The sequence below is a fragment of the Bradyrhizobium sp. Ken01 genome (assembly GCF_055807355.1).
In genome coordinates, this window is record NZ_JBVVPC010000038.1 from 47,196 (window position 1) to 74,188 (window position 26,993).

The 26,993-nt window shown below is 64.8% G+C and carries 26 protein-coding genes; 6 read left to right on the forward strand and 20 right to left on the reverse strand.

Translation table 11 applies throughout. From position 1 onward, the window contains the following. Window positions 1-209: 209 nt before the first annotated feature. From AC0L3S_RS29205 to AC0L3S_RS29215, 3 genes are read right to left on the reverse strand one after another with little or no spacing between them, the layout of a single operon-like run. Window positions 210-1,091, reverse strand: coding sequence for an MlaD family protein (locus AC0L3S_RS29205; protein ID WP_473251258.1), 882 nt, complete (start codon window positions 1,089-1,091; stop codon window positions 210-212). A gap of 16 nt (window positions 1,092-1,107) precedes the next feature. Further along, a complete protein-coding gene (locus AC0L3S_RS29210) occupies window positions 1,108-1,878 on the reverse strand; it encodes an ABC transporter ATP-binding protein (protein ID WP_473259378.1) in 771 nt (256 codons plus the stop codon). 2 nt (window positions 1,879-1,880) lie between these two features. Further along, window positions 1,881-3,014: an MlaE family ABC transporter permease gene (locus tag AC0L3S_RS29215; RefSeq protein ID WP_473259380.1), complete on the reverse strand. Its 1,134-nt coding sequence runs from the start codon at window positions 3,012-3,014 to the stop codon at window positions 1,881-1,883. 143 nt (window positions 3,015-3,157) lie between these two features. On the opposite strand from AC0L3S_RS29215, the gene dgcA reads away from it, so the two are divergent. After that, window positions 3,158-4,153, forward strand: coding sequence for an N-acetyl-D-Glu racemase DgcA (gene dgcA / locus AC0L3S_RS29220; protein ID WP_473283015.1), 996 nt, complete (start codon window positions 3,158-3,160; stop codon window positions 4,151-4,153). Here dgcA and AC0L3S_RS29225 read toward each other — a convergent pair. Next, window positions 4,123-5,319 (reverse strand): MFS transporter, encoded by a 1,197-nt coding sequence (locus AC0L3S_RS29225; protein WP_473283017.1) that lies wholly within the window; start codon window positions 5,317-5,319, stop codon window positions 4,123-4,125. The two genes, dgcA and AC0L3S_RS29225, sit on opposite strands and share 31 nt — an antisense overlap. 75 nt (window positions 5,320-5,394) lie before the next feature. Here AC0L3S_RS29225 and AC0L3S_RS29230 point away from each other — a divergent pair, with 75 nt between their 5' ends. Continuing rightward, on the forward strand, window positions 5,395-6,735 hold the full coding sequence (locus tag AC0L3S_RS29230) for a hypothetical protein (protein ID WP_473283019.1): 1,341 nt from the start codon (window positions 5,395-5,397) through the stop codon (window positions 6,733-6,735). Window positions 6,736-6,955: 220 nt separating this feature from the next. Here AC0L3S_RS29230 and AC0L3S_RS29235 read toward each other — a convergent pair whose 3' ends face one another. Continuing rightward, window positions 6,956-7,315 carry a hypothetical protein gene (locus AC0L3S_RS29235; protein WP_007612410.1) on the reverse strand — a complete coding sequence of 120 codons (360 nt, stop codon included), beginning with the start codon at window positions 7,313-7,315 and terminating at the stop codon, window positions 6,956-6,958. A 121-nt stretch (window positions 7,316-7,436) separates the two neighbouring features. Between AC0L3S_RS29235 and AC0L3S_RS29240 the strand changes: the two genes are divergently transcribed. Beyond that, window positions 7,437-7,754: an antibiotic biosynthesis monooxygenase family protein gene (locus tag AC0L3S_RS29240; protein ID WP_473259389.1), complete on the forward strand. Its 318-nt coding sequence runs from the start codon at window positions 7,437-7,439 to the stop codon at window positions 7,752-7,754. Between the two features lie 30 nt (window positions 7,755-7,784). On the opposite strand, the gene AC0L3S_RS29245 is transcribed toward AC0L3S_RS29240, so the two are convergent. Further along, on the reverse strand, window positions 7,785-8,228 hold the full coding sequence (locus AC0L3S_RS29245; protein WP_473283021.1) for an RbsD/FucU family protein: 444 nt from the start codon (window positions 8,226-8,228) through the stop codon (window positions 7,785-7,787). 164 nt (window positions 8,229-8,392) lie between these two features. On the opposite strand from AC0L3S_RS29245, the gene AC0L3S_RS29250 reads away from it, so the two are divergent. Next, the gene (locus tag AC0L3S_RS29250) at window positions 8,393-10,210 is read left to right on the forward strand and encodes a caspase family protein (protein WP_473283023.1); all 1,818 of its coding nucleotides are present in this window, start codon (window positions 8,393-8,395) and stop codon (window positions 10,208-10,210) included. A 74-nt stretch (window positions 10,211-10,284) separates the two neighbouring features. Here the strand turns inward: AC0L3S_RS29250 and AC0L3S_RS29255 are convergent, their stop codons facing one another. The 4 genes from AC0L3S_RS29255 to thiD all read right to left on the reverse strand — a co-directional run bounded on the left by AC0L3S_RS29255 (window position 10,285) and on the right by thiD (window position 14,186). After that, the gene (locus AC0L3S_RS29255; protein WP_035994560.1) at window positions 10,285-11,268 is read right to left on the reverse strand and encodes a threonine/serine dehydratase; all 984 of its coding nucleotides are present in this window, start codon (window positions 11,266-11,268) and stop codon (window positions 10,285-10,287) included. 63 nt (window positions 11,269-11,331) lie between these two features. After that, on the reverse strand, window positions 11,332-12,375 hold the full coding sequence (locus AC0L3S_RS29260; protein ID WP_473283025.1) for a glycosyltransferase family 4 protein: 1,044 nt from the start codon (window positions 12,373-12,375) through the stop codon (window positions 11,332-11,334). A gap of 13 nt (window positions 12,376-12,388) precedes the next feature. Further along, complete coding sequence (locus AC0L3S_RS29265; RefSeq protein WP_007602023.1) at window positions 12,389-13,201, reverse strand: UDP-2,3-diacylglucosamine diphosphatase; 813 nt, start codon at window positions 13,199-13,201, stop codon at window positions 12,389-12,391. Between the two features lie 184 nt (window positions 13,202-13,385). Then, window positions 13,386-14,186 carry a bifunctional hydroxymethylpyrimidine kinase/phosphomethylpyrimidine kinase gene (thiD, locus tag AC0L3S_RS29270; protein WP_473283027.1) on the reverse strand — a complete coding sequence of 267 codons (801 nt, stop codon included), beginning with the start codon at window positions 14,184-14,186 and terminating at the stop codon, window positions 13,386-13,388. A gap of 129 nt (window positions 14,187-14,315) precedes the next feature. Between thiD and AC0L3S_RS29275 the strand changes: the two genes are divergently transcribed. After that, window positions 14,316-14,561: an Lrp/AsnC ligand binding domain-containing protein gene (locus AC0L3S_RS29275; RefSeq protein WP_007602021.1), complete on the forward strand. Its 246-nt coding sequence runs from the start codon at window positions 14,316-14,318 to the stop codon at window positions 14,559-14,561. A 23-nt stretch (window positions 14,562-14,584) separates the two neighbouring features. On the opposite strand, the gene AC0L3S_RS29280 is transcribed toward AC0L3S_RS29275, so the two are convergent. Next, window positions 14,585-15,514, reverse strand: a complete 930-nt coding sequence (locus tag AC0L3S_RS29280) for a c-type cytochrome (protein ID WP_473283029.1) — start codon at window positions 15,512-15,514, stop codon at window positions 14,585-14,587. A gap of 154 nt (window positions 15,515-15,668) precedes the next feature. Between AC0L3S_RS29280 and AC0L3S_RS29285 the strand changes: the two genes are divergently transcribed. Then, window positions 15,669-16,085 carry a CHRD domain-containing protein gene (locus AC0L3S_RS29285; protein ID WP_473283031.1) on the forward strand — a complete coding sequence of 139 codons (417 nt, stop codon included), beginning with the start codon at window positions 15,669-15,671 and terminating at the stop codon, window positions 16,083-16,085. Between the two features lie 75 nt (window positions 16,086-16,160). Here the strand turns inward: AC0L3S_RS29285 and AC0L3S_RS29290 are convergent, their stop codons facing one another. From AC0L3S_RS29290 to AC0L3S_RS29330, 9 genes are all read right to left on the reverse strand, one after another. After that, a complete protein-coding gene (locus AC0L3S_RS29290) occupies window positions 16,161-17,456 on the reverse strand; it encodes a cystathionine gamma-synthase family protein (protein WP_473283033.1) in 1,296 nt (431 codons plus the stop codon). Window positions 17,457-17,798: 342 nt separating this feature from the next. After that, window positions 17,799-18,245, reverse strand: coding sequence for a c-type cytochrome (locus AC0L3S_RS29295; protein ID WP_473262118.1), 447 nt, complete (start codon window positions 18,243-18,245; stop codon window positions 17,799-17,801). Between the two features lie 86 nt (window positions 18,246-18,331). Next, entirely contained in the window at window positions 18,332-20,641 is a 2,310-nt protein-coding gene (locus tag AC0L3S_RS29300; RefSeq protein ID WP_473283035.1) for a xanthine dehydrogenase family protein molybdopterin-binding subunit, read from the reverse strand. 275 nt (window positions 20,642-20,916) lie between these two features. Further along, window positions 20,917-21,195: a DUF1127 domain-containing protein gene (locus tag AC0L3S_RS29305; RefSeq protein WP_473283037.1), complete on the reverse strand. Its 279-nt coding sequence runs from the start codon at window positions 21,193-21,195 to the stop codon at window positions 20,917-20,919. A gap of 299 nt (window positions 21,196-21,494) precedes the next feature. After that, window positions 21,495-21,911, reverse strand: a complete 417-nt coding sequence (locus AC0L3S_RS29310) for an SRPBCC family protein (RefSeq protein WP_473283040.1) — start codon at window positions 21,909-21,911, stop codon at window positions 21,495-21,497. Window positions 21,912-22,074: 163 nt separating this feature from the next. Next, window positions 22,075-23,601, reverse strand: a complete 1,527-nt coding sequence (gene murJ / locus AC0L3S_RS29315) for a murein biosynthesis integral membrane protein MurJ (RefSeq protein ID WP_473283042.1) — start codon at window positions 23,599-23,601, stop codon at window positions 22,075-22,077. Window positions 23,602-23,644: 43 nt separating this feature from the next. Further along, the gene (locus AC0L3S_RS29320; RefSeq protein WP_473283044.1) at window positions 23,645-24,796 is read right to left on the reverse strand and encodes a DegT/DnrJ/EryC1/StrS family aminotransferase; all 1,152 of its coding nucleotides are present in this window, start codon (window positions 24,794-24,796) and stop codon (window positions 23,645-23,647) included. Window positions 24,797-24,829: 33 nt separating this feature from the next. After that, window positions 24,830-25,831 carry a Gfo/Idh/MocA family oxidoreductase gene (locus tag AC0L3S_RS29325; RefSeq protein ID WP_473283046.1) on the reverse strand — a complete coding sequence of 334 codons (1,002 nt, stop codon included), beginning with the start codon at window positions 25,829-25,831 and terminating at the stop codon, window positions 24,830-24,832. 184 nt (window positions 25,832-26,015) lie between these two features. Beyond that, on the reverse strand, window positions 26,016-26,993 hold a 978-nt coding region (locus tag AC0L3S_RS29330), incomplete at its 5' end, for a mannose-1-phosphate guanylyltransferase/mannose-6-phosphate isomerase (RefSeq protein ID WP_473283048.1).

The following is a 26,993-nucleotide window of genomic DNA, read 5'->3' on the forward strand; positions in this document are numbered from 1 at the left end:
GGCCTCCGTTTTTGTTTTGGGTGTCATTAGGAACGAAGCGATCGACAAACACTCGATGTCGTCCTGGCGAAAGCCAGGACCCATACCGCGAAGTCTGTCGATTGCCGCCGGTGGAAGTACCGAGCGACTGCTCTTCGCCAAACTCCTCCTTGGGGTAATGGGTCCTGGCTTTCGCCAGGACGACGCCGGAGAAGCACGAGGCGATCCCCCTACTGCCGCCGGCGCTCCGGCGCGGCGGGTTTCGGCGGCTCTGGCGGCGGTGGCGGCGCGGCCGCCGGTGCGCTGTTGCTGGCGCCGAACAGAACGCGGGTGGGGTTGCGGTCGAAATTGTTGACGGCACGGCTGATGTCGCCGAGCGTGCGGCGGCCGTCGGTCATCAATGCGCCGGAGCGCTTGTCGAAATCGTCGGCCAGTTCGCGGATCGACTTCACCGCCTGGAACAGCTCGCCGCCGTCCTTGCCGCCGGCGAGCGTGTTGAGGCCGAGCATGAGGCTATCAGCCTTGAGCATCACGCCGTCGACCTTGGCCATCACGCCGTCGATCTTCTCGGAGTTGCGGGCGAGCGAGTTGGTGAAGGTCTCGAGATTCTTCAGCGAGTTCTTCACCGACTCCTGATTGTCGGCGACGATCTTGTTGATGTTCTGGAGCGTGCCGCGGATCGCCTCGGTGACGTCCTGGAGCTTGTTGGGATCCGCCGTCAGCGTGGGGATGCCGTCCTCGTCGAGCGGCGGCGAAGGTGCGGCCTCCTCGCCGCCCTTCAGCGAGATCGCGGCGACGCCGGTCAGGCCCTGGAATTCGAGGCCGACCAGGGTGTCCTTGCGGATCGGGGCGTTGTTCTCGACCATGGCGAGTGCGACAACCCGCCGCGGGTTGTCGAGCTTCACCGAAACCACCTCGCCTACCCGAATACCGTTGAAATTGACGCTGCCGCCATTGCGCAGGCCCGCGGCCGGGCCCTCGAACACGACGCGCAGGGGGCTGCGCTGCTTGGTGGTGTGCAACGACTGAAACCACAGCACGAAGCCGATCGCGGCGGCGATCACCGCCAGCGTGAACGACCCGATCAGCACGTAATTTGCGCGCGTTTCCATCAGCTACTCCGGCACCTCAGCCCATCACCGCGCGAGCGCGCTTGCCATGGAAATATTGCCTCAGCCACGGATGCTGCGAGGCCTGCATGTCGGCGATCGACCCTGCCGCAATGATCTTACCGTTGCCTAAAACGGCGATGCGGTCACATGCTGTGTAAAGGCTATCGAGGTCGTGGGTTACCATGAAAACGGTCAGCCCCAAAGTACGCTGCAGCGTCCTGACCAGCTCGTCGAAGTCGCCGGCGCCGATCGGATCCAGGCCCGAGGTCGGCTCGTCCAGAAAGACGAGATCGGGGTCGAGCGACAGCGCGCGCGCCAGCGCCACGCGCTTGATCATGCCGCCCGACAGTTCCGAGGGAAAGCGATCGGCCACTTCGGGCTTGAGACCGACCATGGTGAGCTTGGCGATGGTGATCTCGTCCATCAGCCGCTGCGACACCCGCAGATATTCGCGCATCGGGAACTGGATGTTCTGGCGCACCGTGAGCGAGGAGAACAGCGCGCCCTGCTGAAACAGCACGCCCCAGCGCCGCTCCACGTTGCGACGCTGCAACGTGTTGGAGGCATCGAGGTCGACGCCGAATACCTCGATGCTGCCTGCGACCTTCGGCACCAGGCCGATGATGGTGCGCGTCAGCACGGACTTGCCCGCGCCGGAAGGGCCGACGAAGCCCAAAATCTCGCCGCGCTTGACGTCGAGGTCGAGCCCGTCGAGCACGCGCGTCGCGCCGAACTGCACGGTGATGTCGCGGACGCGGATGATGGGGTTCTGGATCTCGCCCACCATCGTCACATCCCGATCGCGGCGAAGAAGATAGCGAACACGCCGTCCATGACGATGACGAAAAAAATGCCTTTCACGACAGACGACGTCGTGTGCTGCCCGAGCGATTCCGCGCTGCCCTGCACCGCGAGCCCCTCGACGCAGGCGACGATGCCGATCACCGCGGCCATGACAGGTGCCTTGACGATGCCAACGATGAAATGGTCGATCGAGATGGCGTCGCGCAGCCGCAGCAGGAAAGCCTCGGGCTGCACGCCCCCATAGAGCCAGGCGACGAGGCCGCCGCCATAGAGCGCGGCCATCGCGCCGAGGAAGGCCAGGATCGGCAGCGCCAGCACCAGCGCGAGCATGCGCGGCAGCACCAGCACCTCGATCGGGTCGAACCCCATGGTGCGCAGCGCGTCGATCTCCTCGCGCATCTTCATCGAGCCAAGTTCGGCGGTGTAGGCGCTGCCCGAGCGGCCCGCAACCATGATCGCGACCAGCAGCACGCCGATCTCGCGCAGCACCAGCACGCCGAGCATGTCGACGACGAACAGGTCGGCGCCGAACCTGCGGAAGTGAAAGATGCCTTGCTGGGCGATGATGCAGCCAATCAGGAAGGTGATCAGCACGACGATCGGCACCGCGCGCCAGCAGACCTGCTCGAGATGATGCACGGTCGAGGTCAGACGGAACGAGCGCGGATGAATCAGGGTGCGCGCGACCGCCGCGAGCACCGCGCCGAGCATGTCAATCAGGCCTGCAACCGTGCCGGCAACACCGGCCACGGCCCGGCCGATCTGCTCCAGCATGCCGGTGATGGTGATCGTGCTGGTGTCGATGACGGGCGTCGCCCTGACCCGTCGCACCTCGTCCACCAGGCTCGAATAATTGGCGGAAAGGCCGGCGATCTGCGCCTCGACGGCGCCCTGCGTCAGGCTGCGGCGCAGCCGCTCGATCAGCCAGGCGCCGAAGGTGTCGAGCTTGGCGACCTCGGACACGTCGATGAAGATGCTTTGCGGGCCGCCGGCGAGCTTCTCGGCGTCAGCCACCATCCGCTCCAGGACCGGCGCGAAGCTCGCGGTCCAGGTTCCGGTGGCGCAGAGTGCCAGCGCATTGCCCTTCGCAATCCGTTCCAGCTTCGGATCGCCGCTCAAGATGACCGCTCCCGTGCCGAGGCGCGAGAAACGGATGAAATCAGATGGTTGCGCACGCGCCCTTACCCGGAGAAGGTATCCCCAACTGGTTAACCTTAGTTGCTAGAGGTAACCAGCAGGTTCAGATTTCGCCAGAGTTCAAAATGACTTCCAGCAAAGTTCCTGTCCTCGCTGCGCGAATCGAGCGCTTTCCCATCGCTGGCAGTTTCACCATCAGCCGGGGCGCCAAGACCGAGGCCGTGACCGTTGTGGCCGAGGTCAGCCGGGACGGCCTGACTGGCCGCGGCGAATGCGTGCCCTATCCCCGCTATGGCGAGACGCCCGAGGCGACCCTTGCCGCCATCCAGGCCATGCGGGAGGCCGTGGCCGTCGGCCTCACCCGCCAGGCCCTGCAAGCCGCCATGCCGCCCGGGGCGGCCCGCAATGCCCTGGATTGCGCCCTGATCGATCTGGAAGCCAAGGCGGCGGGCTTGCGGGCCTGGAGCCTGCTCGACCGCCCGTCGCCGGGCGAGCGCACCACGGCCTACACCATCTCGCTGGGCACGCCCGAGGCCATGGCGGCGGCGACCGCCAAAGCGGCGCACCGGCCGCTGCTCAAGATCAAGCTCGGCGGCGACGGCGATCCGGAGCGGATCACGGCGGTGCGCGAGGCGGCGCCCGAATCCGAACTGATCGTGGATGCCAACGAGGCCTGGACCGAGGCCAATCTGGCGCACAATCTTGCGGCCTGCGAGGCCGTCGGCGTCACCCTGGTCGAGCAGCCGCTGCCGGCCGGAAAGGACGACGCGCTGGCGCGGATCAAGCGGCCACTGGTGGTCTGCGCCGACGAAAGCGTGCACGACCGCTCTTCGCTGGCGTCGCTCCGCGAGCGCTACGACGCCGTGAACATCAAGCTCGACAAGACCGGCGGCCTCACCGAGGCGCTGGCGATGGCCGATGCTGCGCAGGCGCTCGGCTTCGAGATCATGATCGGCTGCATGGTCGCAACCTCGCTGTCGATGGCGCCGGCGATGCTGGTGACGCCGCAGGCGCGCTTCGTCGATCTCGACGGCCCCTTGCTGCTGGCGCGCGACCGCGATCACGGGCTTCGCTATGACGACAGCCTGGTCTATCCGCCGGATTCTTCGCTCTGGGGCTGAGCTTTCAGCCGGTGCCGCGCCGACCAGATCACGAGCGCACCGGCCGCGGCCATCGCGGCCATGACGTAATACAGACCGTCGCCGATGCGGGCGTAGATCGCGCCTGACACGATCGAGGTGGTCGCACCCAGCAACCCGTTGCATGCGGCGTAATAGCCCTGCCCCCGCGCGATCTGATGCGACGGCACGCGTTGCACCAGCAGACTCATGGTGCCGAGAATGGTCATCCCGAAGGTCAGGCCGTGGCCGAGCTGCACGACCGCGAGCAGCACGAGCGGCGGATCGTATGCAGTGACGACCCAGCGCACGACCGCGCTCGCGCCCCCGATCGCCATGAGCGAGGACGGGTGCAGCGAGAAGCGCGGCGACAGCGCAAACACGACGATCTCGGCGATCACGCCCAATGTCCAGAGGCCCGCGATCGTCAGCCCGCCGAGGCCCTGGGTCTGCCAGTTGATGGCCGAGAACGTATAATACGCGACGTGACTGCCCTGGATCAGCGCGGCCGAAACGATGACGGCCCAGAAGCCGGCATCGCGCAGCAGCGCCTTGCCGGCGTGCACCGCCGTCGTCCTTCGCCTGACATCGTCGAGCGGCTGCAGCAGCATGCCGGCGGCGACCGCAACAACGGCCCAGGCGACGATGACCCAGATCAGATCGCGCGCTGCGATGTGGTCCACGAGATAGCCGCAGGCGAGCGAGCCGGCTGCGAAGGCTGCCGAGCCCCACAGCCGCACCGGCCCGTAATTGAGCCCGTAGCGGGCGACGCCACGCAGCGCATAGGCGTCGGTCAGCGGCATGGTCGGCGTCCACATCACGCAGGTCAGCGCATAGATCAGGAACAGCGCCAGCGGCTGCTGCTGCAAGCCGACCGCCGTAAATCCGATCGCCGTCGCCAGCACGGACACCATCATGCCGGCGCGAATGGCATGTCGCTTTTCGGCAAACGCGGTGACCTGCGGCAGCGTGGTGAAGCGCGTGATCGCCGGCAGCGCGTTGATGAGGCCGATCCAGGCCGCGTCAATGCCGATCGCCTTCAGCCAGACCGGAAAGAACGGCAGATGCGTACCCGAGACCGCGAACACGGCCGAGTAGAACAGCGCGAGGCTCACGGCGAATCGCCGCTTCCGAGCTGCTGCGATGGGGATTTGTGATTCGGGCGCCATCAAACCAATTGCGATTCGGTCGATATCGTGATGATCGTTACTGTAACGCGCGGTGATTTGCGCGACGAGATTGACATGGCCAACGAAGCATTCGCCCTCTCGCCTATGTCTGCCCGCGCGGCCGAGCCGAACGAGCAGGATTACGACGCGATCCGCGAAGCCTTCCTGGAGACCGCGCGCGGCCGCTGGTTCCTCGGCGAATACGCCAAGCGCAACCGCAATGCCGACACCCGCATGGTGCTCGACGCGGTCGCGAAAATCGAAGAAACCCTTGCGGCGCAGCGCCATCCCGTCGTCGAGGACCGCCTGCCGGAGGCGCTAATCGCGATCCGCCACGCGATCCGCGAAGCCGAGACGATTGCGATCGCGGCGTTCGATCCCGGGGCGATCGAGGCGAGCCTCGCACCGATTCCCCGCGGGCTGCGCATCATCAAGGAGATCTCCTGGCGCTGGCGCGAGATCGGCGCCGACGGCCGAATCTGCGACCTGATTGATTCGCAGCTCGCCTCCATCGAGGCGGCCTGCGCGCAGGTTTCCACCATCGACCCCCGCGCTGACCTCAAGGCCGCATTCGATCTGCTCAAGGACCGGATCGACCAGACGGACGCTGACGCAACGCCGCAGGCCGCGCGCCCGTCGCCGGCTCCAGTGCAGGAGGCACCGTCGTCCGCTGCGGAAGCTCCGCCTGCGGAGGCCGCGCCTGCGGTGATGGCCAGCGAAGCCGCCGTGGCTCTTACGGAGCCGCAGGACAGCGCAGAGGCGATTGAGCCCGAAGCCGCCGTGGAGACGGCCGGAATCGTCGCCGAGACCCGGATCGCGCGTGAAGACGCCGCTTTTGAAGAGCTGGCCACTGAGCCCGCCGCCTTCGCGGAGGTGACGGACGAATTTTCGCTCGATGCCGCAGCGGAAGCCGAGGACGAAGCTATACTCGACGCGATCGCGCTGGAGATGGCCGCGCCCGATCCGGAATTCGACGAGATCATCGAACCGGTCGAGATGGAAGCGACGGTTCCGGAGCCGGTGGTTGCGGAGGCCGCAACGCCCATCGCAGCCGAGATACCGGAGCCGATCGCACCAGAGCCGCTCGCACTGGAGCCAGTCGCCGCTGCAGCGATCGTGGAGGAGCCCGTAGAGGAAGCGCCGATCGCGATGGAATCGCTGGCGCGCCTCACCAACGCCATTGCGGAAGCCGCCGCCGAAGTGATGGAGCAGCCGGCGCCGGTCATGGCCGCCGGCGCGACATTCGGCGCAGCGCAGGCTACGACGCTGCCGATGCCCTCGCCGGTTCCGGAAGCCTCGCTCGGCGCCACCATCCTCGCCAGCGGTATCCTGCAAAAGCCCCGCGCCGCCGCAAACGATCCCATGGCGCCCATCCGCCGCATGACCCAGGCCGAGAAGATCGCATTCTTCTCGTAAGGGGGACGCATACTCCCTCCGTGTCCCGGACAAGCAAAGCGCAGATCCGGGATCCAGGAGCCACAGCTTCCGTAGCAGCATGGGCCCCGGCACTGCAGCGCACCGTCGAAGAGACGCTGCGCGGTGTCCGGGGCACGAGAGCGGAGTGAGGAAAACACTCTCTCCTCAACGTCATTGCGAGCGCAACGCGCTACGCTCGCAATGTCGGATGCTCAGTCCATCACCCGCAATTCCAGACCGCGCCGATCGGCGTCCGCGTCCAGCACGGACCAAAACTGCCGCCATTGTAGCGGCCGCCGCCGAAGCCGGGCCGGCCGAAATAGCGCCACTCACCGTCCCAGCCGTAATATTGGGGGACCGGATCGATGTACCAATGGCGCCGGTCGCTAGGCGACATCCGCCGCATCGCCTCCTTCTGCTTGTAGAGCGGAATGCTGTTGCTCAGCGGCTGGCGATAGCCCGGCAGGAAGCCGTAGCCATGCCAGGCTTGCTTGGGACGCTTTTGGATTGAGGCAGCCGGCGCGACAGCCGGCAGCAGCGATAGGACGATAGCGACAGATAGGCACATGAGGCGCGACATGGACCGACCATAAACAGTCGGATGCCGGCAGGCCATTCAAATTCGGGGGGGCGATGTAACAAAGCCTTCGCGAAACCGAAGAGATCGGGAACGGATATCCATCACCGAGGGTCAAGGAAACATGATTGGCGAAGTGATTGTCATTGGCGATCTGCAATTGCGTGACGGCGCCTCTGTCGACGAACACGACCGGCTCGGCGCGCGCATGTACGACATCGTCAGCCGTCTTCCCGGCTTCGTGTCGGTCAAGTCGTTCAAGGCCGACGACGGCGAGGAGCTCACCGTGTTCCGTTTTGCCTCGGAGCAAGCGCTCGAAGCCTGGCGCACCCATCCCGAACATGTCGAGACGATGAAGCGGGGACATGCCGAGTTCTACGCCAGCGGCTTCCTGCAGATCTGCAAGGTGATCCGCGAGGTCGGACCGTTCGAGCACGCGTGACGCAGTACCGCATCGTTCGTTCGTGCGCTTCTAGTTGATCACACCCTTCCTGATCAGGAAGCATCCGTACCCCCGGCTGTCGCCAACCTGCACGATTCCAAAACTCGCCGCCGCCGCGCGATAAAAATCCGGCCGGGAGAGTTTTCCGGGCGTAACGGGGCGGCCGGCGGCGCGTTCGATCTCCGCGAGCACCGCGCGCTGCACCTCGGGGACGCCGTCGGGATCGTCGACCGGCATCATCACGCGCACCGGATCGGGATCGAAATCGTCGAGCGGATAGACCGACATGATGGCGCGGATCGCGATCTCCATGCTCATGCCGGGCAACTGGATCAGGCGCCGCGAATGCGTGCTCTGCGCGATGCGTGCCGCCGGGTGATTGGCATCGACGAAAACGAGGTCGTCGCCATGGCCCATGGACGCCAGCAGCCAGAGCAGGTCGGGCGTGAGGATCGGATCGATCGATTTCAGCATGTGACGGACTGTCCTCCCATCGTGCACCCACCTTGGCAGGTTCCAAGCGTGATTCAGATCACGCAGCCTACCATGGTGATGGCGATCACGGACCTCAAACTCGAACGCGGCCAAGCTCCCCGGCAACCAATCTCGTATCGAGATCAGTGCCAAAGGAGCACGCCATGTTCCGCCTAAAACCTTTCCTGATGACGGCCAGCCTGCTGGGAAGCCTGTTCGGCTTCGCCTGCGGCCCGGTTTCCGCGCAAGTCGCCCCGGTGGAGCCCGCCCCCACCGCGCTGCAAGGCCCGGAGCAGCGCGTCGCGCTGGTGATCGGCAATTCGAACTACCAGAACGCGCCGCAGCTCGCCAACCCCGACAATGACGCGGAGTCCATGGCGAAATTCCTGAATTCGGCCGGGTTCGAAGTGGTCGCCGCGACCGACCTGACCCAGAACGACATGCTTCGCGTGGTGCAGGACTTCTCCGCCAAAGTGTCAGCGCGCGGTCCGAACACGGTGGCGATGGTCTACTACGCCGGTCACGGCGTGCAGCTCGCCGGCGAGAACTACCTCGTTCCCGTCGACGCCAAGGTCTCCAGCCAGACCGAGCTCGTCAACAACTCCGTCCGCCTGGTCGACGTGATGTCGACGCTGGAGACGATCCCGAGCCGCATGCGCATCGTGATCCTTGATGCCTGCCGCAACAACCCGTTCCCGAACGTGAATGATGCCGGCCGTGGCTTGGCCATCGTCGATGCGCCGAACGGTTCGATCGTCGGTTACTCGACCGCGCCGGGCGCGGAAGCGCAGGACGGCACCGGCGGCCACAGCCCCTACACGCAGGCCTTCCTGAACGTCGCGCGCGAGCCCAACGTGCCGATCGAGCAGCTGTTCAAGCGCGTGCGCCTCGAAGTGAACCAGACCACCAGCGGCGCGCAGATCCCGTGGGAGAGCTCGTCGCTGACATCCGACTTCACCTTCTTCGGCGACACCGCTGTTGCCGCCAACCGCGCGCCGGTGAATGCGCCTGTGGTGCAGATGGCCTCCAACCTGCCGAGCCGCTCGACCCGCCAGGCCTATGACTACGTCGTGTCCGAAGCGCGGCCGGAGTACTATCAGGAGTTCATCACGATGTATCCGCACGACCCGCTGTGCGATCACGTCCGCTGGCTGCTCAACAACCTGCTGCTCACGCAGGCCTGGCACAAGGCGGTGCTCGCGAACTCGCCGCTCGGCTACAAGAACTTCTACGATAGCTACGGCAACACGCCCTATGCACAGGTCGCGCTGAAGCTCCAGATGCAGCCGAAGCAGATCCCATTGATGCAGGCGACCAAGTTCCTGGCGCCGCAGAATATCGCCCCGACCTTCAAGATCGGCAATCTCGGCCAGCCCAAATACATGCCGCTGCAGCAGGGTAATGGCGGCGCGCAAGTGAATGGCAATTTGCCGATCGTGCAGAAGTCGGGCGACAACAACGGCATCGGCAAGCTCGGCAATGGCAGCCAGATCGTCAACCTGCCGGCGGGCAACAACCAGCCCAACCCGCAGAACGGCACGCCGTCGCAGACCCCGGGCAAGATCGTCACCCTGCCCGCGCCGACCAACACCACCAACAACAATGGCGGCATCGGCAAGATCGTGACGCTGCCTGCGACCAACAAGACGCCGAACGGCGGCAACAATGGCGGCATTGCCAACGGCACCACCAGCGGCAATCCTGGCAAGATCGTGAGCATGCCGGTGAATGTCGGCAAGGGCGGCACGACCATCGAGACGAAGCCCGTCAACGTTCAGAACCAGAACAACCCGATCCGCATCAACAACGGCGCGAAGATCAGCAACAACCCCGTGAACAAGGTACAGGTGCAGAACAACAACCGCCCGCAGTTCAATGAGACCAGTCGCATGGTCAACAATGGCGGCAATAACTTCCGCCAGTCGATGAACCAGAGCCAGGGTGGTAACGGCGGCAACAACCACCGCGGCTTCATGCACTGATCGCGATCAGCCACACACGACAAAGGGCAGAGCGGCGACGCTCTGCCCCTTCTTCATGTCAGAAGATTAGAATATCAGGCCACGAGCTCCGCAAACAGATCGGCGTCGACATTGCCGCCGGAGAGCACGATGACGACGTTCTTGCCGGCAACATCGAGTCGTCCCGCAAGCAGCGCGGCCAAGCCCACCGCTCCGCCCGGCTCGACCACCAGCTTCAGCTCGCGATAGGCAAACGCGACTGCCGCGCCGACTTCCTTGTCCGAGGCGGTGACGCCGCGCGCAAGCAGCTTGCTGTTGATCGCGAATGTCATCTCACCGGGGATCAGGGCCATCAGCGCATCGCAGATGGTGCGGCCTGCCGGCCCATGCGGCTCGCGGTGACCTGCGGTCAGCGACAGGCCGTGATCGTCGAACGCCTCAGGCTCGGCCACGACGATTTGGGCCAGCGGATAGCGTGCCTTCACGGCGGTGGCGACGCCCGCGATCAGGCCGCCGCCGGAGGCTGGCGCCACCACGATGTCTGGGGCGAGACCGAGCGCCGCCATGTCCTCGGCGATCTCGCGGCCGGCAGTGCCCTGGCCGGCGATCACGAAGGGATCGTCATAGGGCCTGACCAGCGTCGCGCCGCGCTTCTCGGCGATGCCGCGCGAGATCGCCTCGCGGTCGTCGCGGTCGCGGTCGTACAGCACGACCTCGGCACCGTAGGATTTGGTGCGCTCGCGCTTGGACAACGGCGCATCCGCCGGCATCACGATGGTCGCCTGCATGTCGAGGATCTTTGCCGCCGCCGCCACGCCCTGGGCATGATTGCCGGAGGAGAACGCGACCACGCCGCCGGCGCGCTTGTCCTGCGGGATCGAGGCGACCTTGTTGAAGGCACCGCGGAACTTGAACGAACCGGTGCGCTGGAGCATCTCCGGCTTGAGATAGACCTTTGCGCCGACGCGTTCGTTGAGCACGGGAAAGGACAACAGCGGGGTGCGGACGGCGAACGGTGCGATCACGCGTGCTGCGGCATCGATATCGGCAGGGCCGATCGGGAGGAGCTGTTCTGTCATGCCTGATGTTATCGCGGCGGATGAGGCGCGGGCAAGGCATCTCCGCGCGAGGATTTCGTACCCTCAGGCGACGAATCGCGCCGGTTCTGCCCCGTTCCGGCCGGGCAGCACGGCGCCGACCGCCAAAATGCTGTCGATAAAGGCCCGGGCCGAGGCCTCCCAGGTGTAGTTGGCGGCGAATTCGACGCAATCCTGCCGGGAGATGTCCAGCGCGGCGAAGCAGGCGCGGCGCAGATCGTGATCGAGCGCGCCGACCGGCGCATCGCCGATCACGTCGCGGGGCCCCTTCACCGGAAACGCCGCGACTGGCAGGCCGCTCGCCAGCGCTTCGAGCAGGACCAGGCCGAAGGTGTCGGTTTTGCTCGGAAACACGAAAACATCGGCGGCAGCGTAAATGTCCGCCAGTTCCTCGCCGTGCTTCTCGCCGAGGAAGATCGCGTCCGGATAGACCTCCTCCAGCGCGACACGCGCCGGACCGTCGCCGACGATCACCTTGGTGCCGGGCAGGTCGAGGTCGAGGAACGCCTCGAGATTCTTCTCCACCGCGACCCGGCCGACCGAGAGGAACACCGGCGCCGGGAGGCAGAGATCGATCGCACGGGGATGGAACAGATGGGTGTCGACGCCGCGCGGCCACAGCACGACATTGTCGAAGCCGCGCTCGGTCAGCTCGCTGGCGAGCGCCGGGGTTGCCGCCATCACGGCGCGGCTGGGGCTATGGAATCGGCGCAGCGCCCGCCAGATCAGCGAGCCCGGCACCGGCACGCGGGCGCGGACATATTCGGGAAAGCGGGTGTGGAAGCTGGTCGTGAAGGGCAGCTTGCGCTGGCGGCAATAACGCCGAACCATCAGGCCGATCGGACCCTCCGTCGCGATGTGGATGCTGTCCGGGCGCGCCTCTTCGATCAGCTTTGCGATTCTGCCCGGCCGCGGCATGGCCAGCCGCACGTCACGGTAGCTCGGCATCGCAAAGGTGCGGAACGATTGCGGCGTCAGGAACGAGAATTCGACGTCGAGGCCTTTGGCGGCGTCGGCAAGCTTGGTCAGCGTCCGAACCACACCGTTGACTTGCGGGTGCCAGGCGTCGGTCGCGACCAGGATGCGCATCAGCCTGCCTTTGTCATGCAGCTCTGGCTGCAACCTGCGGGACCTGTGCCGGCTTCTCGGCCTGATCCGCCCAGGTGATGATCTCGAAATGGCCGTCGTCGTGCTCGACCAGCGCCGTGCAGCTCTCCACCCAGTCGCCGCAATTCATGTAGCGGATGCCGCCCTCGTCGCGGATCACCGCATAATGGATGTGGCCGCAGATCACGCCGTCGGCGTCGTGGCGCCGCGCTTCGGCGGCGAGCGCCTGCTCGAACGCGCCGATATAGTTGACCGCGTTCTTGACCTTCTGCTTGGCCCATTGCGACAGCGACCAATAGGGCACCTTGAACATGCGCCGGAAGAAGTTGACGAAGCGATTGAGCTGGATCGCGAAATCGTAGGCCTTGTCGCCGAGATGGGCGAGCCAGCGTGCGTTCTGCACCACGAGGTCGAAGATGTCGCCGTGGATGACGAGATAGCGCTTGCCGTCCGCGCCGGTGTGAACGGTGTTCTCGACCACATCGATGCCGCCGAAATGCGTGCCGTAATAGTTGCGCAGGAACTCGTCGTGATTGCCGGGGATATAGATCACCTTGGCGCCCTTGCGCGCCTTGCGCAAAAGCTTCTGGACGAGGTCGTTATGCGATTGCGGCCAATGCCAGCTCGATTTCAGCGCCCAGCCGTCGACGATATCGCCGACGAGATAGATCGTGTCGGCATCATGGAAACGCAGGAAGTCGAGCAGAAGGTCGGCTTGAGAACCGCGGGCTCCGAGATGAACGTCGGAGATGAACAACGTGCGAAAGCGCCGCTCCGGGCTCTCGTCACTCACATCGTAACTTCCCATGCGCCAGCCTGTAACAATGTCCCGTGACAGGGGGATGACCAATTGAACCTTTGAGGCACCTTCGGATACGAATCGCGCTTGCCTCGCCCACCCCGCGAATATCAGTCGCATGCGACAATCAGGCGACATGGCGTCGCAGCGGCCTCCGCAAGAACCCGGAACCGCGGCGCGCTCGCGAGCGGCCTCAGTAGAATTTCTGGAAATGATGGATCGGGCCGTGGCCGTGGCCGACGCTGAAGCGATCGGCAGCCGCGATCGCGGCGCTGATCCAGGTCTTGGCGTTGCGCACGGCGCGCTCGAGATCCTCGCCTCTGGCGAGCCCCGCGGCGACCGCCGAGGACAGCGAGCAGCCGGTGCCATGGGTGTTGCGAGTGGCAACGCGCGGCGCGGCGAGTGCGATCGTGGTGCTGGCATCGACGAGATAGTCGATGCTCTCGGCGCCCTCGCCGTGCCCGCCCTTGATCAGGACTGCCCGGCAACCGAGCGCCAGCAGCCGGCGCCCCTGGCCCTCGATCTCGGCCTCGCTGGCCGCGACCGGTTCGTCGAGCAGAGCCGCGGCCTCCGGCAGATTGGGTGTGATCACCGAGGCCAGCGGCATCAGTTTGATGCGCAGGGCGTCGACAGCTTCGGACGCGAGCAGGCGATCACCCGATGTCGCCACCATCACGGGATCGAGCACGATATGCCGGGGCGCCCAGCGCGACAGCGCGGCCGCGATCGCATCGATGCTGGCGGCTTGCGCCACCATGCCGATCTTGACCGCGCCGACCTCGAGATCGGAAAACACCGCGTCGATCTGCGCGGTGACGAATTCGGCCGGCACCGCATGAATGCCGGTGACGCCGCGGGTGTTCTGCGCCGTCAGCGCCGTGATGGCGGACGCGCCAAAAACGCCCAGCGCGGCAAAGGTCTTCAGGTCGGCCTGGATGCCGGCGCCGCCGCTCGAATCGGAGCCGGCAATGGTCAGCGCGACGGGCGTCGTCATGGGGCGATTTTCCGCGTTTTCGAAGCCATGGCCCGTCCTAGCGCGCCGCCCCCAGCCCAGCAAGTTCGCTTGCTAAATCCGGCCGGGTTTGGCCTATTAGCCGCCAGATATGCTTTCGGAGTGACCGCGATGGTTCCCTTTTTCGTCCAGATCAAATGCAAGCTCGGTCAATCCTATGTGGTCGCCAATGCGCTTGCCGAAGCCGAGATCGCCTCCGAGATCTATTCCACGGCCGGTCAATACGACCTGCTGGTGAAGTTCTACGTCGACAACGACACCGATATCGGCCACTTCGTCAACGAGAAGGTGCAGGTGCTGCCCGGCATCCAGGACACCCTCACCATCATCACCTTCAAGGCGTTTGGCGCGAGTTGACCGTCCGGAAAAGGGCCGGCTGATCAGGCGCCGCCCTCCTTGCGCTTGGGGCGCGGCGGACCGTCCACCGGCGGCAGCGATTTGAGATAGTCCGCCATCGCCGCGAGATCGTCGTCCGGCAATTGAGAGGTGTTCTTGATCACCCGGGTCATCGCGCCGCCGACGCTGTCGCCGTCGGGCAATTCGCCGGTCTTCAGAAAATAGGCAATATCCTTCGCGCTCCACTCGCCAATGCCCTTCTGGGTGATGTTGGGGACCCATCCCTCGCCTTCCGGATTGGGCCCGCCGGCGAAGCGTTGTCCGGCGATGATGCCGCCAAGCGCGTTGCGCGGACTGTGGCATTCCGCGCAATGGCCAAAGCTGTTGACGAGGTAGGCGCCGCGATTCCATTGCGGCGACTTCGCGCTGTCGGCGACGAAGGGCTTGCCGTCCAGAAATAAGAATTTCCAGATGCCGACATTGCGGCGGATGTTGAACGGAAAGCGCACGTCGTGGTCGCGCACCTTGCCTGCAACGGCCGGTAGCGTTTTCAGGTACGCAAAGAGATCGGGCACGTCCTCGCGCCTGGCGCGCTGATAGGACGTGTAGGGAAAGGCCGGAAAATAATGCCGTCCGTCCGGCGAGACCCCGTGCATCACCGCGTTGACGAATTCGGCCTCGCTCCATTTGCCGATGCCGTCGGCCGGATCGGAGGAGATGTTCGGCGCGTAGAACGTTCCGAACGGCGACTTGATCGCGACGCCGCCGCCGAGCCTGAGACGATCGGGCTGGTCGGGAACGGCATGGCATGAGGCGCAGCCGCCGGCGTTGAACATCACCTGGCCATTGGCAAGATCAGGCACGCGGACAGGCGCGGTGCCGGCGGCCGCCACCACCGGCGCGCTGAGCCACCAATAGACGCCGGCTGCGGCGAGTGCGGCGAGCAACGCCACGGAGATTGTTCGTCGCAACATGCGGTCCTTTCGTCGTCGCGGCGAGCTTATGAGCGATGTCCTCGCGGCTCCAGCCACGAAGAATTTAGCCCACCGCGGCCGGAAACGGGAATAAACTGAAATGCCGGCTGTTGGAAGTTTGGCAGCCCAAACGGGTTCAGCAGGGAGAAAAATCATGAACAAGATGGTCATCGCCATGTCAGTGCTTGGCGCCGTTGCTTTTGCGGGTTCGGCCAGCGCGGAAAAGCTGAAAGCAACGCTCGACGCCAAGTCCGAGGTCCCCGCAACGACCAGCAGCGGCACCGGAACGGCCGATCTGGACTACGACGCCGCCAGCAAGAAGCTCTCCTGGAAGGTCACCTATTCCGGCCTGTCCGGTCCTGCCACCGCCGCGCATTTCCACGGACCTGCCGAGCCCGGCAAGAACGCCGGCGTTGCGATCCCGATCCCAGGCGCGGCCACCAGCCCGGCCGAGGGCTCGGCGACACTGACCGACGCGCAGGCCGCCGATCTGCTCGGCGGCAAGCTCTACGTCAACATCCACACCGCGGCCAATCCGGGCGGCGAGATCCGCGGCCAGGTGATGAAGTAAACTTCGTACAGACCAGCAAAAGGGCGGCTGCGATCGCAGCCGCCCTTTTCGATTCCCGTAGCGCCGCCGCAGGCGTCACACCTCAGGTTCAGCTGCGTTCAGCGCCTGCGCCAGGTCGGCGATCAGGTCCGACGGGTGTTCGATTCCGATCGACAGCCGGATCGTGGAATCGAGCACGCCGATCTTGCGGCGGATATCGGCGGGAACGCCGGAATGGGTCATGGTAGCGGGCAGGCTCGCAAGCGACTCCGTTCCACCGAGACTCACCGCCAGCTTGAGGATCTGCAGCGCGTTGAGGAATTTCATGGCCGCGGCCTTGCCGCCGACGATGTCGAACGAGAACGTGGATCCCGCCCCTGTGCATTGCCGCGCAAACACAAGTCCGTCCGGCGACGCCGCGTCGTGATGACCGAGATAGTGCACCTTCGCCACCTTGGGATGATCGCGCAGATAGTCCGCCACGAGGCGCGCATTCGCATCCGCCTTTTCCATGCGCAGGCTCAACGTCTCGAGCGACCGGTTGATCATCCAGCAGGAATGCGGATCGAGCTGGGTGCCGATGGCGCCCCGGAGCGCCTTGATGCCTTTCACGACCGCCTTGGCCCCGAGCGCGGCGCCCGCGATCAGATCTGAATGACCGCCGACATATTTCGTGAGCGAGTACAGCGAAATATCGGCGCCGTGCTCGATCGGCCGCTGAAACACCGGCCCGAGCAGCGTATTGTCGCAGGCGATGATCGGAACGTGTCCTTGCGTCTTTCCGATGGTCTCGACGACGCGCCGCATCATCGCGATGTCGACCAGCCCGTTGGTCGGGTTCGCCGGGGTTTCGATCAGGATCATCGAAACCCGGCCCTTGCGCATGGCCTCCTCCGCGGCTTGGCCGACCACGGCTTCGTCGACGCCATCGGCGAAGCCGACGGCGCCGATCGACAGACGCGCAAGCGTATTCGTCAGCAGGGTTTCCGTGCCGCCATAGAGCGGCTGGGAGTGCAGGATGACATCGCCGGGGCGGACGAACGCCAGGATCGTGGTTGCAATGGCCGCCATGCCGGACGAGAACAGCGCGCAGCTCTCGGTACGCTCGTAGATCGCGAGCCTGTCCTCGACGATTTCGCTGTTAGGGTGATTGAATCGTGAATAGACCAGGCCCGCGCCCATCCCTTCCGGCGGCTCGCGCCGGCCGGAGACGAAATCGAAGAAGTCCTGCCCGTCCTCGGCCGTCTTGAACACGAAGGTCGAGGTCAGGAACACCGGCGGCTTGACCGCGCCTTCCGACAATTGCGGATCATAGCCATAGGTCAGCATCAGCGTTTCCGGATGCAGCATATGGTTGCCGATGTGCGTCTTCGACGGGAACGGTTTGACCATGGCTTGTCTCGCTGTTGCTGATTGAGGTGCTCGCCGCGGGTCGGAACTCCTGATGTCGCAACGCAGTCAGGAGCAGGATGCATCAGCGTCGAAAAGCTCACGCCGATGCCGCGGCGGCTGCAGCCAAGATAACTGCTTCGGCGGCGATCCGTCAGGCCTTGCGGATAGAATTTCCAGCGGCGCCACGAGACGCAATAAAAAGGGCGGCTGCTTTCGCAGGCCGCCCTTCTGAAACTCTGGTAGCCCGGATGGAGCGAAGCGCAATCCGGGGCAGTCTGTCAGCGCGGATGGATTTCCCGGATTGCGCTGCGCTCCATCCGGGCTACTTGCTTCTTGTGCGCCTCAACCGTTCTTCACACGAAACGTCTCGTGGCAGCCGCCGCATTCCTTGCCGACCGCGGGGAAATTCGCCTTCAGCGAGTCGATATCCTTGATCTTGCCCTTGGCCTCGGCGACGACCTTGGCGAAGCTCGCGACCTTGGCGTCGAAGCCGGCCTTGTCCTCCCAGACCTTCGGCGAGGCGCTGTAGTCGCCCTCGGGCTTCATGCCCTTTGCGCTCGCCGGAAACAGGTTCGGCAGCTTCTTGGCGGTGTCCTCGAACTGCGCCAGCGCGCTGTCCACCGTGGCCTGATCGTAGGGCTTCTCGCCCTTGACGATCGCCGCCACCGCGCCGGCGTTCTTGCCGTTGGCCTTCATCAGCATCTGGACCTCCTTGACAGAGTCCTGCTGCGCCCAAACCGCGCCCATACCGAGCAAAAGCGCGCCCCCAACAACCAACACTCGCTTCATTCGCAAAATCCCTTTCCTTGATGCAGGATCGTGCTGACCCTCAATGGGCCAACACCGCTCGGCAGATTTCATTCCGTGAAAAATTGTCACAGGCTGTGACGGCGATGGTGCTCGTTGACGGCGACCCACACCCGCTCCGGCGTTGCCGGCATGTCGATGTGGTCGATCTTGTACTCGCGCCAGAGCCCGTCGACGATGGCATTGACGACCGCCGGGCAGGACCCGATCGCGCCCGCCTCGCCCGCCCCCTTCACCCCCAGCGGATTGGTCTTGCAGGGAACGTTGGCCGTCTCGAACACGAAGTCCGGCCCGTCCGCCGCGCGCGGCAGCGCGTAGTCCATGAACGTCGCGGTGACGAGCTGGCCGTCGCCCGCGCCATAGACCACCTGCTCCATCAACGCCTGGCCGATGCCCTGCATGGCGCCGCCATGGACCTGGCCGGCCAGCAGCAGCGGATTGAGCGTCATGCCGAAATCGTCGACGATCACGTAGTTGACGATTTTGATGATGCCGGTGGCCGGATCGATCTCGACCTCCGCGACATGGGTGCCGTTCGGATAGGTGCCGTCGGCACTGGCAAACGTCGCGCTGGCGTTCAGCTTCGACGAATCCGCGCCGGGTCGCTTGGCGAGATCGGCGAACGAAATCGAACGGTCGGTGCCGGCGATGCGCACGATGCCGTCGGTGATCTCGAGGTCGCCGGCGCTGGCTTCCAGCGCCTGCGCCGCGATCTCCTTCAGCTTTTGCCCGAGCTCGCGCGTGGCGCGCTCGACGCTGACGCCACCGGAGGGGATCGAAGCCGAGCCGCCGGTCCCGAGTCCGGTGGCGATCATGTCGGTGTCGCCCTGGTGGACGTGCACGCGCTCGGGCGCCACGCCGAACTGCTCGGCAACGATCTGCGCATAGGCGGTCTGATGGCCCTGCCCGCTCGACTGCGTGCCGATCAGGACAGTGATATCGCCATTGGGATCCATCCGCACATTGGCGGTCTCCTCGCCCATGGTGCCGCAGACCTCGACATAGCTCGCAAGTCCGATGCCGCGGATCAGGCCGTTCTTCTTGGCCGCCTTGGCGCGCTTGCCAAACTCCTTCCACTCGGCGATCTCCATCGCGCGCTTCAGATGCGCGGCGAAGTCGCCGGAATCATAGACCTTGCCGGTCGCGGTCTTGTACGGCAGCGCCTTCGGCTGAATGAAATTCTTGCGGCGGATGGCATCCGGCGTCATGTCGAGTTTTCGCGCGCAGGCGTCCACCAGACGTTCGATGACGTAAGCAGCCTCGGGCCGTCCGGCACCACGATAGGCATCGACCGGCACGCTGTTGGTGAAGATGGTACGCACCCGGCAGTGGAACGCCTGGATGTCGTAGAGGCCCGGCAGCATGCCGGCGCCGCCATGCGGGATATAGGGCCCGAAGGTCGACAGATACGCGCCCATGTCGCCCATCAGGTCGCAATCCATCCCGAGGAACTTGCCGTCCTCGGCCAGCGCCATCTTCGCGGTGGTGACGTTGTCACGGCCCTGCGCGTCGCCCATGAAATGCTCGGTGCGATCGGCCGCCCATTTCACCGCCTTCTTCAGCTTTCGCGCGGCGACTGCCAACAGGGCATATTCCCGATAGGGGAACAGCTTCGTGCCGAAGCCGCCGCCGACGTCGGGGCAGATCACCCGCATCTTGTCGGTCGGGATGTTGAGCACGTTCTGGCAGAGGATATCGCGCAAGCGGTGGCTGCCCTGGCTGCCGACCGTCAGCGTCAGATGGTCGCGCTTGGCGTCATATTCGCACACCGCCGCGCGCGTCTCCATGAAGTTCGCGACCACGCGCGGATTGACGATCGAGATCTCGGCCACCGCATGCGCTTTGCCAAACGCAGCTTCGGTCGCTTTCTTGTCACCGATCGAGACGTCGAACAGCACGTTGCCGGGCTTGTCCGGCCAGACTTGCGGCGCGCCCTTCTTCACGGCGTTGACGACGCCGGTCACCGCCGGCAGCGAGCTCCATTTGACGTCGATCGCCTCGATCGCGTCGCGGGCCTGGTCGATGGTCTCGGCGACGACGAAGGCGATGGAATCGCCGACATGGCGCACCTCGTCCTTGGCGAGGATCGGGTAAGGCGGGCCTGTGAAGGGGTCTGTCTCGAGATTGAACAGGCAGGGCAGATTGCCGAGATCCCCAACGTCATCGGCGGTCAGGATCAGCGCGACGCCGGGAAGGGTGCGGGCACGGCTCGCATCAATGGTGTATTTGGCATGCGCATGCGGCGAGCGCAGCATCAGGCAGCGCAAAGCGGCCTGCGGCGCATAATCGTCGGTATAGCGGCCCTTGCCGCGGATGAGCGCGTCATCCTCCTTGCGCAACACGCTTTGGCCAACGCCGAACTTGATGGGAGCCGCCATTTTCTCGTCCCGTTTCTCATGGTTGTTTTGCCGGCATATTGACGTGGAAAAACTGGCAAGGCAAACGGGTTTAGCCATGCGAAAACCGTCCACCGCCCTCACCTGTCAGGCAGGATGGAACGGAAGCGCCGCAGCTCGGTCATTGCTGCGAGGATCGGTCCGCTTGATGGCATGATAGTTGCCGAACGCGCCCCGCGGTGCACGCCTGAGAACAAGCAGCCGTGCTGACGGCTGCTTGTTCACAAGGCGCATGTCCGCTTGGGATGGCTGATCATTTACATCCCTCCGCGGGTCCATAGATCCGTGGCGTGATCCCTCAGCCTATCGATCGCCCGTTCCGGCGTGATGTAGTCGACCTCACCGCGGGTCAAGCCGATATCCATTAGGGTCCTGTCACTCAGGTCCTGCAAGGCGATTTGTGGGCCCTGCCGCCAGCGCCAGTCCTGGAGCGCACGCCAGTATCGCGCGAGCAAGCCTAGAATGCTGCGCGTCGATGCAAGTTCGAGGGGGAGCCCCTCGGCCTCGGATGTGATGTTCGTCTGTTGGGGTGGCATCGCATGCTCCTGCTGTTGTGCCGGCAGGGAGCGTGGCCAAACAAAAGGCCCCGTCCGATGCCGGCGGGGCCTGGTGGAAAAGATGTCGTCGTCGAATTCTAGCGCGCGACTCCTTCCACGGCCCAGCCGAAGCGGGTCATGTGGTTGCGGTTGAGTTTGCGCGACGATTTAATCATGCGATGCGATTACCACAGCAATCGCGCAAAATCAAGAGATGTGTGGAGGTTCGCTGCATCCTGGAGGCGAGTCCCCACCTGAGGGTGCCGGGCGCCGAAGCCGACGACGCCCGTCAACGCCCTTCACGACTTCGTCTGCTTCGCTTCCACGTATCGTGCGAAGTTGTGGAGGATGGCCTGCCAACCGCCTTGCTGCTGCTCGACCGAGTGCGTCGATTCGCCATCGAAGACAACCCGGACCAGAACGCCCTTCGGGCCAGGCACAAACTCGACTTCGGCTTTTCGCTCGCCGAACGCGTATTCGATCCGCTTGTGCTCGATGATTTTCGTGTAGGTACCGGCGAAGTCAAAACCCATGCTGCCGTCCTTGGCCTCCATGCGCGATGAGAAGACACCGCCTTCTCGCAGGTCGACGGTCGCCTTGGTCGTGTGCCAGTCGTCGGACGCGGCGTTCCACTTCATGATGACGGCAGGCGTCGTATAAGCGCGCCAGACCTGATCGATGGGGGCTGCGACGTTGGTTTCGACGGTGATCCTCATAAACAGTGCTCCTGGTTCGATTTTTGCCGGCTCGAGGTGACGACATCACGTCAATTGTGCGGGGTCCATCCGCCGCACTTCCGAGATGTGTCCGTCCAAGGACGATCGAGACTGGTCCGTGCCGACAAGGTCGAGCCGTCAATGCGTTGAAAATATGAAAAACTTAACCCCGCACCAGCGAGACCAGCCAGCGGCGGCCGAACAGCGCAAGGATGGCGAGCGCATAGACGATCGTGCCCCCGACGGCCAGCAGAAGCAGCGTCAATTCGTCCCGGAAGTGCATCGACCCCAACCAAGGACCGCCAAAGCGCGCGATCAGCCAGAAGGCGGCAGCCAGGATGATCCCGGTCAGCAGAAATTTGGCGAGCGACAATAGCCAGGCGCGGTCCGGCACGAGAAAGCCTCGCCGCACCGCGAAGAACAGCACCATCAGCAGGTTGGTCCAGACGCCGACGGCAGTGGCAAGCGCAAGCCCGATCTGGGCCAGCGATCCCATCAACGCAACCTTGAGGGCGACGTTGACCGCGATGCCGGTCAGCGACGCCCGCACCGGCGTCGCCGTGTCCTTGCGCGCATAGAAGGTCGCGACCGCGCTGCGGATCAGCACGAAGGGGATCAGACCGATGGCATAGGCCGCGAGCGTGGCGCCGGCAGCGGCGGCATCGGCTTTCGAGAACGCACCGCGGGCGAACAGCGCGCGCATGATCGCGTCGGGCACGGTGAGGAAGGCGGCGACGAACGGCACCGAGAACAGCAGCGTGAAATCGAACGCACGGCGCTGCGCCTTCATCGCACCGTCATGGTCGTTGGCTGTGATCCGCCGCGACATCTCCGGCAGCAGCACCGTGCCGATGGCAATGCCGATCACGCCGATCGGGAGCTGGTTGAGACGGTCGGCATAATACAGCGCCGACAGCGCGCCCACCGGCAGGAAAGTCGCGATGATGGTGTCGGCGAACAGCGCGAGCTGCGTGCCCATCGAGCCCAGCGTCGCCGGACCAAGCGCCTTGAAGAAGCCGCGGACGTCTTCGTCGAGCTTGAGCGGCGCAAAGCGCGGCAAGCCGCCATGGCGGGCGAGATCGCCGGCGAGCAAGAAATACTGCAAAAAGCCCGAGATCAGGACACCCCAGGCGGCGGCGTGGCCCGCGCTGGGAAACCAGGCGGCAAGCGCCAGCGTCATCATCATCGAGATGTTGAGGAAGATCGACGCGGCTGCGGCGCTCGCAAAGCGCTGCATCACGTTGAGCATGCCGCCATAGAGCGTCACCAGCGTGATCAGCAGCAGATAGGGAAAGGTGATCCGGGTCAGCTCGATCGCGAGCTTGCGCTGTTCGGCGTCATCGGAAAAGCCGGGGGCCAGAAGGCTCATGGCCTGCGGCATGAACAGCCAGGCGACGATCAGCAGCACCACCTGCGAGGCCAGCAGCAGCGTGAAGATGCGGTCGGCGAACAATCTTGCTGCCCCCCCCCCGCGCTCGCCATGGACGTGCGCATAGGCCGGCACCCAGGCGGCGTTGAAGGCGCCCTCGGCAAAGATCGCACGGAAATGATTGGGCAGCCGCAGCGCCACGAAAAAGGCGTCGGCCACGGGGCCGGCGCCGAGAATCGCCGCAAGCATGATGTCGCGGGCAAACCCCGTCAACCGCGAGAGCAGCGTGTAACCACCAACCGTGAAGATACGTCCGAGCATCGTTCCCTTCTAAAGGAAGAGCTCGCGTAGCAAAACGGTGAAATCAGGTTGAAAGCGCGCCGCGCACGGCCGCGATGATTCGCTCCTGATCGGCTTCGGTCAGATAGGCATGCATCGGCAGGCTGATGACGTCCTGCGACAGGCTCTCGCAGCCCGGCAGGCCGCCCTCGGCGACCGGGTACTGCTTGTAGGCCGTCTGCTGATGCATCGACTTGCCGTAATAGATCGCCGTCGGCACGCCCTGGGCCTTCAGCGCGGCGGAAAAGCCATCGCGATCGGTGCCCTCAGGGAGGCGGATCGTGTACTGCGCCCACACCGACGTATTGCCCGGAGCCACGCGCGGCACGGTGACCACGTTGCTGAGACCGCGCGCGTAGCGCTCGGCGACCTTGTTGCGGGCGGCGATCTCGTCGTCGAAGATCTTCAGCTTTTCGATCAGGATCGCGGCCTGCATGGTGTCGAGCCGGCCGGTCAGGCCGAGGCGGACATTGTCGTATTTGTCGACGCCCTGCCCGTGCACGCGGATGCTGCGCAGCGTCGCCGCGAGCTCGTCGTCGTCAGTGAAGATTGCGCCGCCGTCACCGAAGCAGCCGAGCGGCTTTGCGGGGAAGAAGCTGGTCGCGGTGGCGAGCCCAAAGGTGCCGAGCTTGCGGCCCTTGTAGCTCGCGCCAAAGCCTTGCGCGGCGTCGTCGAGCACGAACAGGCCTTCGGCCCTGGCGATCTCGGCGATGGCGTCGTGATCGGCGGGCTGTCCGAACAAATCGACCGGAATGATCGCGACCGGCTTCAGGCCGGCCTTGCGGGCTGTCGCGATGCCGCGCTTGAGCGATTCCGGGCTCATGTTGAAGGTGGCTTCGTCGACGTCGACATAGACCGGCGTCGCACCGGTCCGCGCCACCGGCGAAGCCGTCGCGATGAAGGTGAAGGACGGACACAACACGGCGTCGCCCGGCCCGACATTCTTCGCCATCATCACCATCAGGATCGCATCGGTGCCGCTGGCGCAGCCGATCACGTGCTTGGCGCCGCAATAGGCCGCAAGCTGCTTCTCGAGCTCGGCGACTTCAGGGCCGTTGACGAACTGACAATGGTCGAGAACGCGCTTCACGGCGGCATCGAGCGAGTTGCCGAGCCGGCGGCACTGCGAGGCGACGTCGATGAAGGGAATGGGTTCGGAACGCAGATGCTGGTTCATGGAGCCTTCTTGGCTAGTCGACATGGAAAGAGTTCAGCCGGCGACGCGGCGCGGACCCTTGCGGGCCGACGTGGCCGCGGGCCGCGACGGCGTTTCCAGGCACTGCGTCGCGATCTCGAGGCTGGCAACGCCTTCGTCGCCGGTGACCGCCGGCGTCTCGCCGTTGCGCACGGCCTTGAGGAACGCGATCAGCTCGGCGCGGAGCGGCTCGTCATGTCCGACCGGCAGATGCCGCATCGAATAGCTGCCGTCAGGCTTGAAGCCGAAACATTCGGTGACCTGGCGCGTCAGGAGATCGCCCATCACGTACTTGCCGCGAGTCGCGACCGTGACGCTGCGTGCCTTGAACGGCGTCAGCCAGTTGGTGTTGATGTGCGCGAGCACGCCGTTGGCGGTGCGGAACTGCAACAGCGCGATGTCCTCGCGCTCGGCGACCGCACTCGACAATTGCGGCTGCACCTCGACGATGTCGGATTCGGTGAACCAGCGGATCAGATCGATGTCGTGCACGGCAAGATCGATGACGACGCCGACATTGGACATGCGCGGCGGGAACGGCCCGACGCGCGTGATCGCGATCGACAGAATATCCTCGCCCGCGATCGCCTGCTTGACGGCGGCGACCGCCGGATTGAAGCGCTCGACATGGCCGACCATCAGCGTCACGCCGGCCTTTTGCGCAGCCGTGACGATCTCGCGGCCTTCCGCGACCGTGGACGCAATCGGCTTCTCGACCATCACGTGGATGTTCTTGGCGATGCAGGCGAGCGAGACCTCGTGATGCAGATGGGTCGGCGCCGCGATGGTGACCGCATCGACGCCTTCGGCCAGCAGCTGGTCGAGCGTCTCGAAGCTCGCGCAATTGGCAAGCTCCATCGCGCGCGTGCGATGTGCCGGCGAAGGATCGACGACGCCGACCAGGCTGACGCCTGGAAGACCCGCGAGCACGCGCGCGTGGTTGCTGCCCATCACGCCGGCGCCAATGACGCCGACGCGCAAGCCGGCCTTTGCCGGTGCAGATCCTGTGGAACTCATGTGAGCAAACCCCGATTCAACCCAAATCCCCGGGGCGCTTCTAGCACGGACGCCACATTTGTGGCGAATGCGAAGCTAGCGGTCCGGACACGATTTGATTCAAAAAGTTACACGTTTCCCGGGCCTTAAGCCTCTGAAAGAGACCACTCTTTTGGCCCGGGTCGCGTGATTCGGAGTGTGCTGGTTACGACCTTTGATAGTCGTCTTCAATCCGAATGATGTCGTCTTCCCCGAGATAGCTTCCGGTCTGGACCTCGATCAGCTCCAGCATGATTTTACCGGGGTTCTCCATCCGGTGCACCGCGCCCATCGGGATATAGATCGACTCGTTCTCGTGCACGCTTTTGACGGTCTCGTTGACGGTGACGCGGGCGGTGCCGCGGACCACGATCCAGTGCTCGGCGCGATGATGGTGCTTCTGCAGCGACAGACGCCCGCCCGGCTTCACCACGATCCGCTTGACCTGGTGGCGCTCGCCATTGTCGACCGATTGGTAGCTGCCCCAGGGCCGATGCACCTTGAGATGCTCCTCGGTGACCTTCGGTGCGACCGTCTTGAGTTTTGTGACCAGCCGCTTGAGCCCGTTGGCATCCTTCTGACGCGAGACCAGCACCGCGTCCGCAGTCGCGACCACGATGAGATCGTCGACGCCTTCGAGCGCGACCAGCGCGGCATCGGTGGTGACGTTGCAATTGCGGCTATCCTCGAACACCGCGGCGCCATGCGAAGCATTGCCTTGCGCGTCCTTGTCGGACAATTCCCACACCGCGTGCCAGGAGCCGACGTCGGACCAGCCGCACGACACCGGCACGACCGCGGCGCGCGCGGTCTTCTCCATCACCGCATAGTCGATCGAGATCGCCTTGGCCGCGCCGAACGCCTCGGGCTCCAGCGTCACGAAGCCGAGATCGCGGCCGGCGTTGCTAACACCATTGGAGATCGCCTCCACACTCGCCGCATCGACCTTGCGGTATTCGTCGAGCAATACGCTGGCCGGGAACATGAAATTGCCGCTGTTCCAGAGATAACCGGAATTGAGGTAGTCGGCCGCCTTCACGGCATCCGGCTTCTCGACAAAGCGCGCGACCGCGTGCACCTCGCCGGAGATGACCTCGCCCGGGCTGATATAGCCGTATTCGGTCGCCGGCCGCTCCGGCTTGAC

What these genes read in the sequence shown, in the direction of transcription:
- AC0L3S_RS29310 (WP_473283040.1), bottom strand. Translation starts at nt 21,911, where the DNA reads ATGAGGATCACCGTCGAAACCAACGTCGCAGCCCCCATCGATCAGGTC.
- AC0L3S_RS29300 (WP_473283035.1), bottom strand. Translation starts at nt 20,641, where the DNA reads ATGGCGGCTCCCATCAAGTTCGGCGTTGGCCAAAGCGTGTTGCGCAAG.
- dgcA (WP_473283015.1), top strand. Translation starts at nt 3,158, where the DNA reads ATGACTTCCAGCAAAGTTCCTGTCCTCGCTGCGCGAATCGAGCGCTTT.
- AC0L3S_RS29225 (WP_473283017.1), bottom strand. Translation starts at nt 5,319, where the DNA reads ATGGCGCCCGAATCACAAATCCCCATCGCAGCAGCTCGGAAGCGGCGA.
- AC0L3S_RS29245 (WP_473283021.1), bottom strand. Translation starts at nt 8,228, where the DNA reads ATGCTGAAATCGATCGATCCGATCCTCACGCCCGACCTGCTCTGGCTG.
- AC0L3S_RS29320 (WP_473283044.1), bottom strand. Translation starts at nt 24,796, where the DNA reads ATGAACCAGCATCTGCGTTCCGAACCCATTCCCTTCATCGACGTCGCC.
- AC0L3S_RS29290 (WP_473283033.1), bottom strand. Translation starts at nt 17,456, where the DNA reads ATGGTCAAACCGTTCCCGTCGAAGACGCACATCGGCAACCATATGCTG.
- AC0L3S_RS29265 (WP_007602023.1), bottom strand. Translation starts at nt 13,201, where the DNA reads ATGGGAAGTTACGATGTGAGTGACGAGAGCCCGGAGCGGCGCTTTCGC.
- AC0L3S_RS29325 (WP_473283046.1), bottom strand. Translation starts at nt 25,831, where the DNA reads ATGAGTTCCACAGGATCTGCACCGGCAAAGGCCGGCTTGCGCGTCGGC.
- AC0L3S_RS29235 (WP_007612410.1), bottom strand. Translation starts at nt 7,315, where the DNA reads ATGTCGCGCCTCATGTGCCTATCTGTCGCTATCGTCCTATCGCTGCTG.
- AC0L3S_RS29280 (WP_473283029.1), bottom strand. Translation starts at nt 15,514, where the DNA reads ATGTTGCGACGAACAATCTCCGTGGCGTTGCTCGCCGCACTCGCCGCA.
- AC0L3S_RS29260 (WP_473283025.1), bottom strand. Translation starts at nt 12,375, where the DNA reads ATGCGCATCCTGGTCGCGACCGACGCCTGGCACCCGCAAGTCAACGGT.
- AC0L3S_RS29210 (WP_473259378.1), bottom strand. Translation starts at nt 1,878, where the DNA reads ATGGTGGGCGAGATCCAGAACCCCATCATCCGCGTCCGCGACATCACC.
- AC0L3S_RS29240 (WP_473259389.1), top strand. Translation starts at nt 7,437, where the DNA reads ATGATTGGCGAAGTGATTGTCATTGGCGATCTGCAATTGCGTGACGGC.
- AC0L3S_RS29250 (WP_473283023.1), top strand. Translation starts at nt 8,393, where the DNA reads ATGTTCCGCCTAAAACCTTTCCTGATGACGGCCAGCCTGCTGGGAAGC.
- AC0L3S_RS29275 (WP_007602021.1), top strand. Translation starts at nt 14,316, where the DNA reads ATGGTTCCCTTTTTCGTCCAGATCAAATGCAAGCTCGGTCAATCCTAT.
- thiD (WP_473283027.1), bottom strand. Translation starts at nt 14,186, where the DNA reads ATGACGACGCCCGTCGCGCTGACCATTGCCGGCTCCGATTCGAGCGGC.
- AC0L3S_RS29205 (WP_473251258.1), bottom strand. Translation starts at nt 1,091, where the DNA reads ATGGAAACGCGCGCAAATTACGTGCTGATCGGGTCGTTCACGCTGGCG.
- AC0L3S_RS29230 (WP_473283019.1), top strand. Translation starts at nt 5,395, where the DNA reads ATGGCCAACGAAGCATTCGCCCTCTCGCCTATGTCTGCCCGCGCGGCC.
- AC0L3S_RS29285 (WP_473283031.1), top strand. Translation starts at nt 15,669, where the DNA reads ATGAACAAGATGGTCATCGCCATGTCAGTGCTTGGCGCCGTTGCTTTT.
- AC0L3S_RS29305 (WP_473283037.1), bottom strand. Translation starts at nt 21,195, where the DNA reads ATGCCACCCCAACAGACGAACATCACATCCGAGGCCGAGGGGCTCCCC.
- AC0L3S_RS29255 (WP_035994560.1), bottom strand. Translation starts at nt 11,268, where the DNA reads ATGACAGAACAGCTCCTCCCGATCGGCCCTGCCGATATCGATGCCGCA.
- AC0L3S_RS29295 (WP_473262118.1), bottom strand. Translation starts at nt 18,245, where the DNA reads ATGAAGCGAGTGTTGGTTGTTGGGGGCGCGCTTTTGCTCGGTATGGGC.
- murJ (WP_473283042.1), bottom strand. Translation starts at nt 23,601, where the DNA reads ATGCTCGGACGTATCTTCACGGTTGGTGGTTACACGCTGCTCTCGCGG.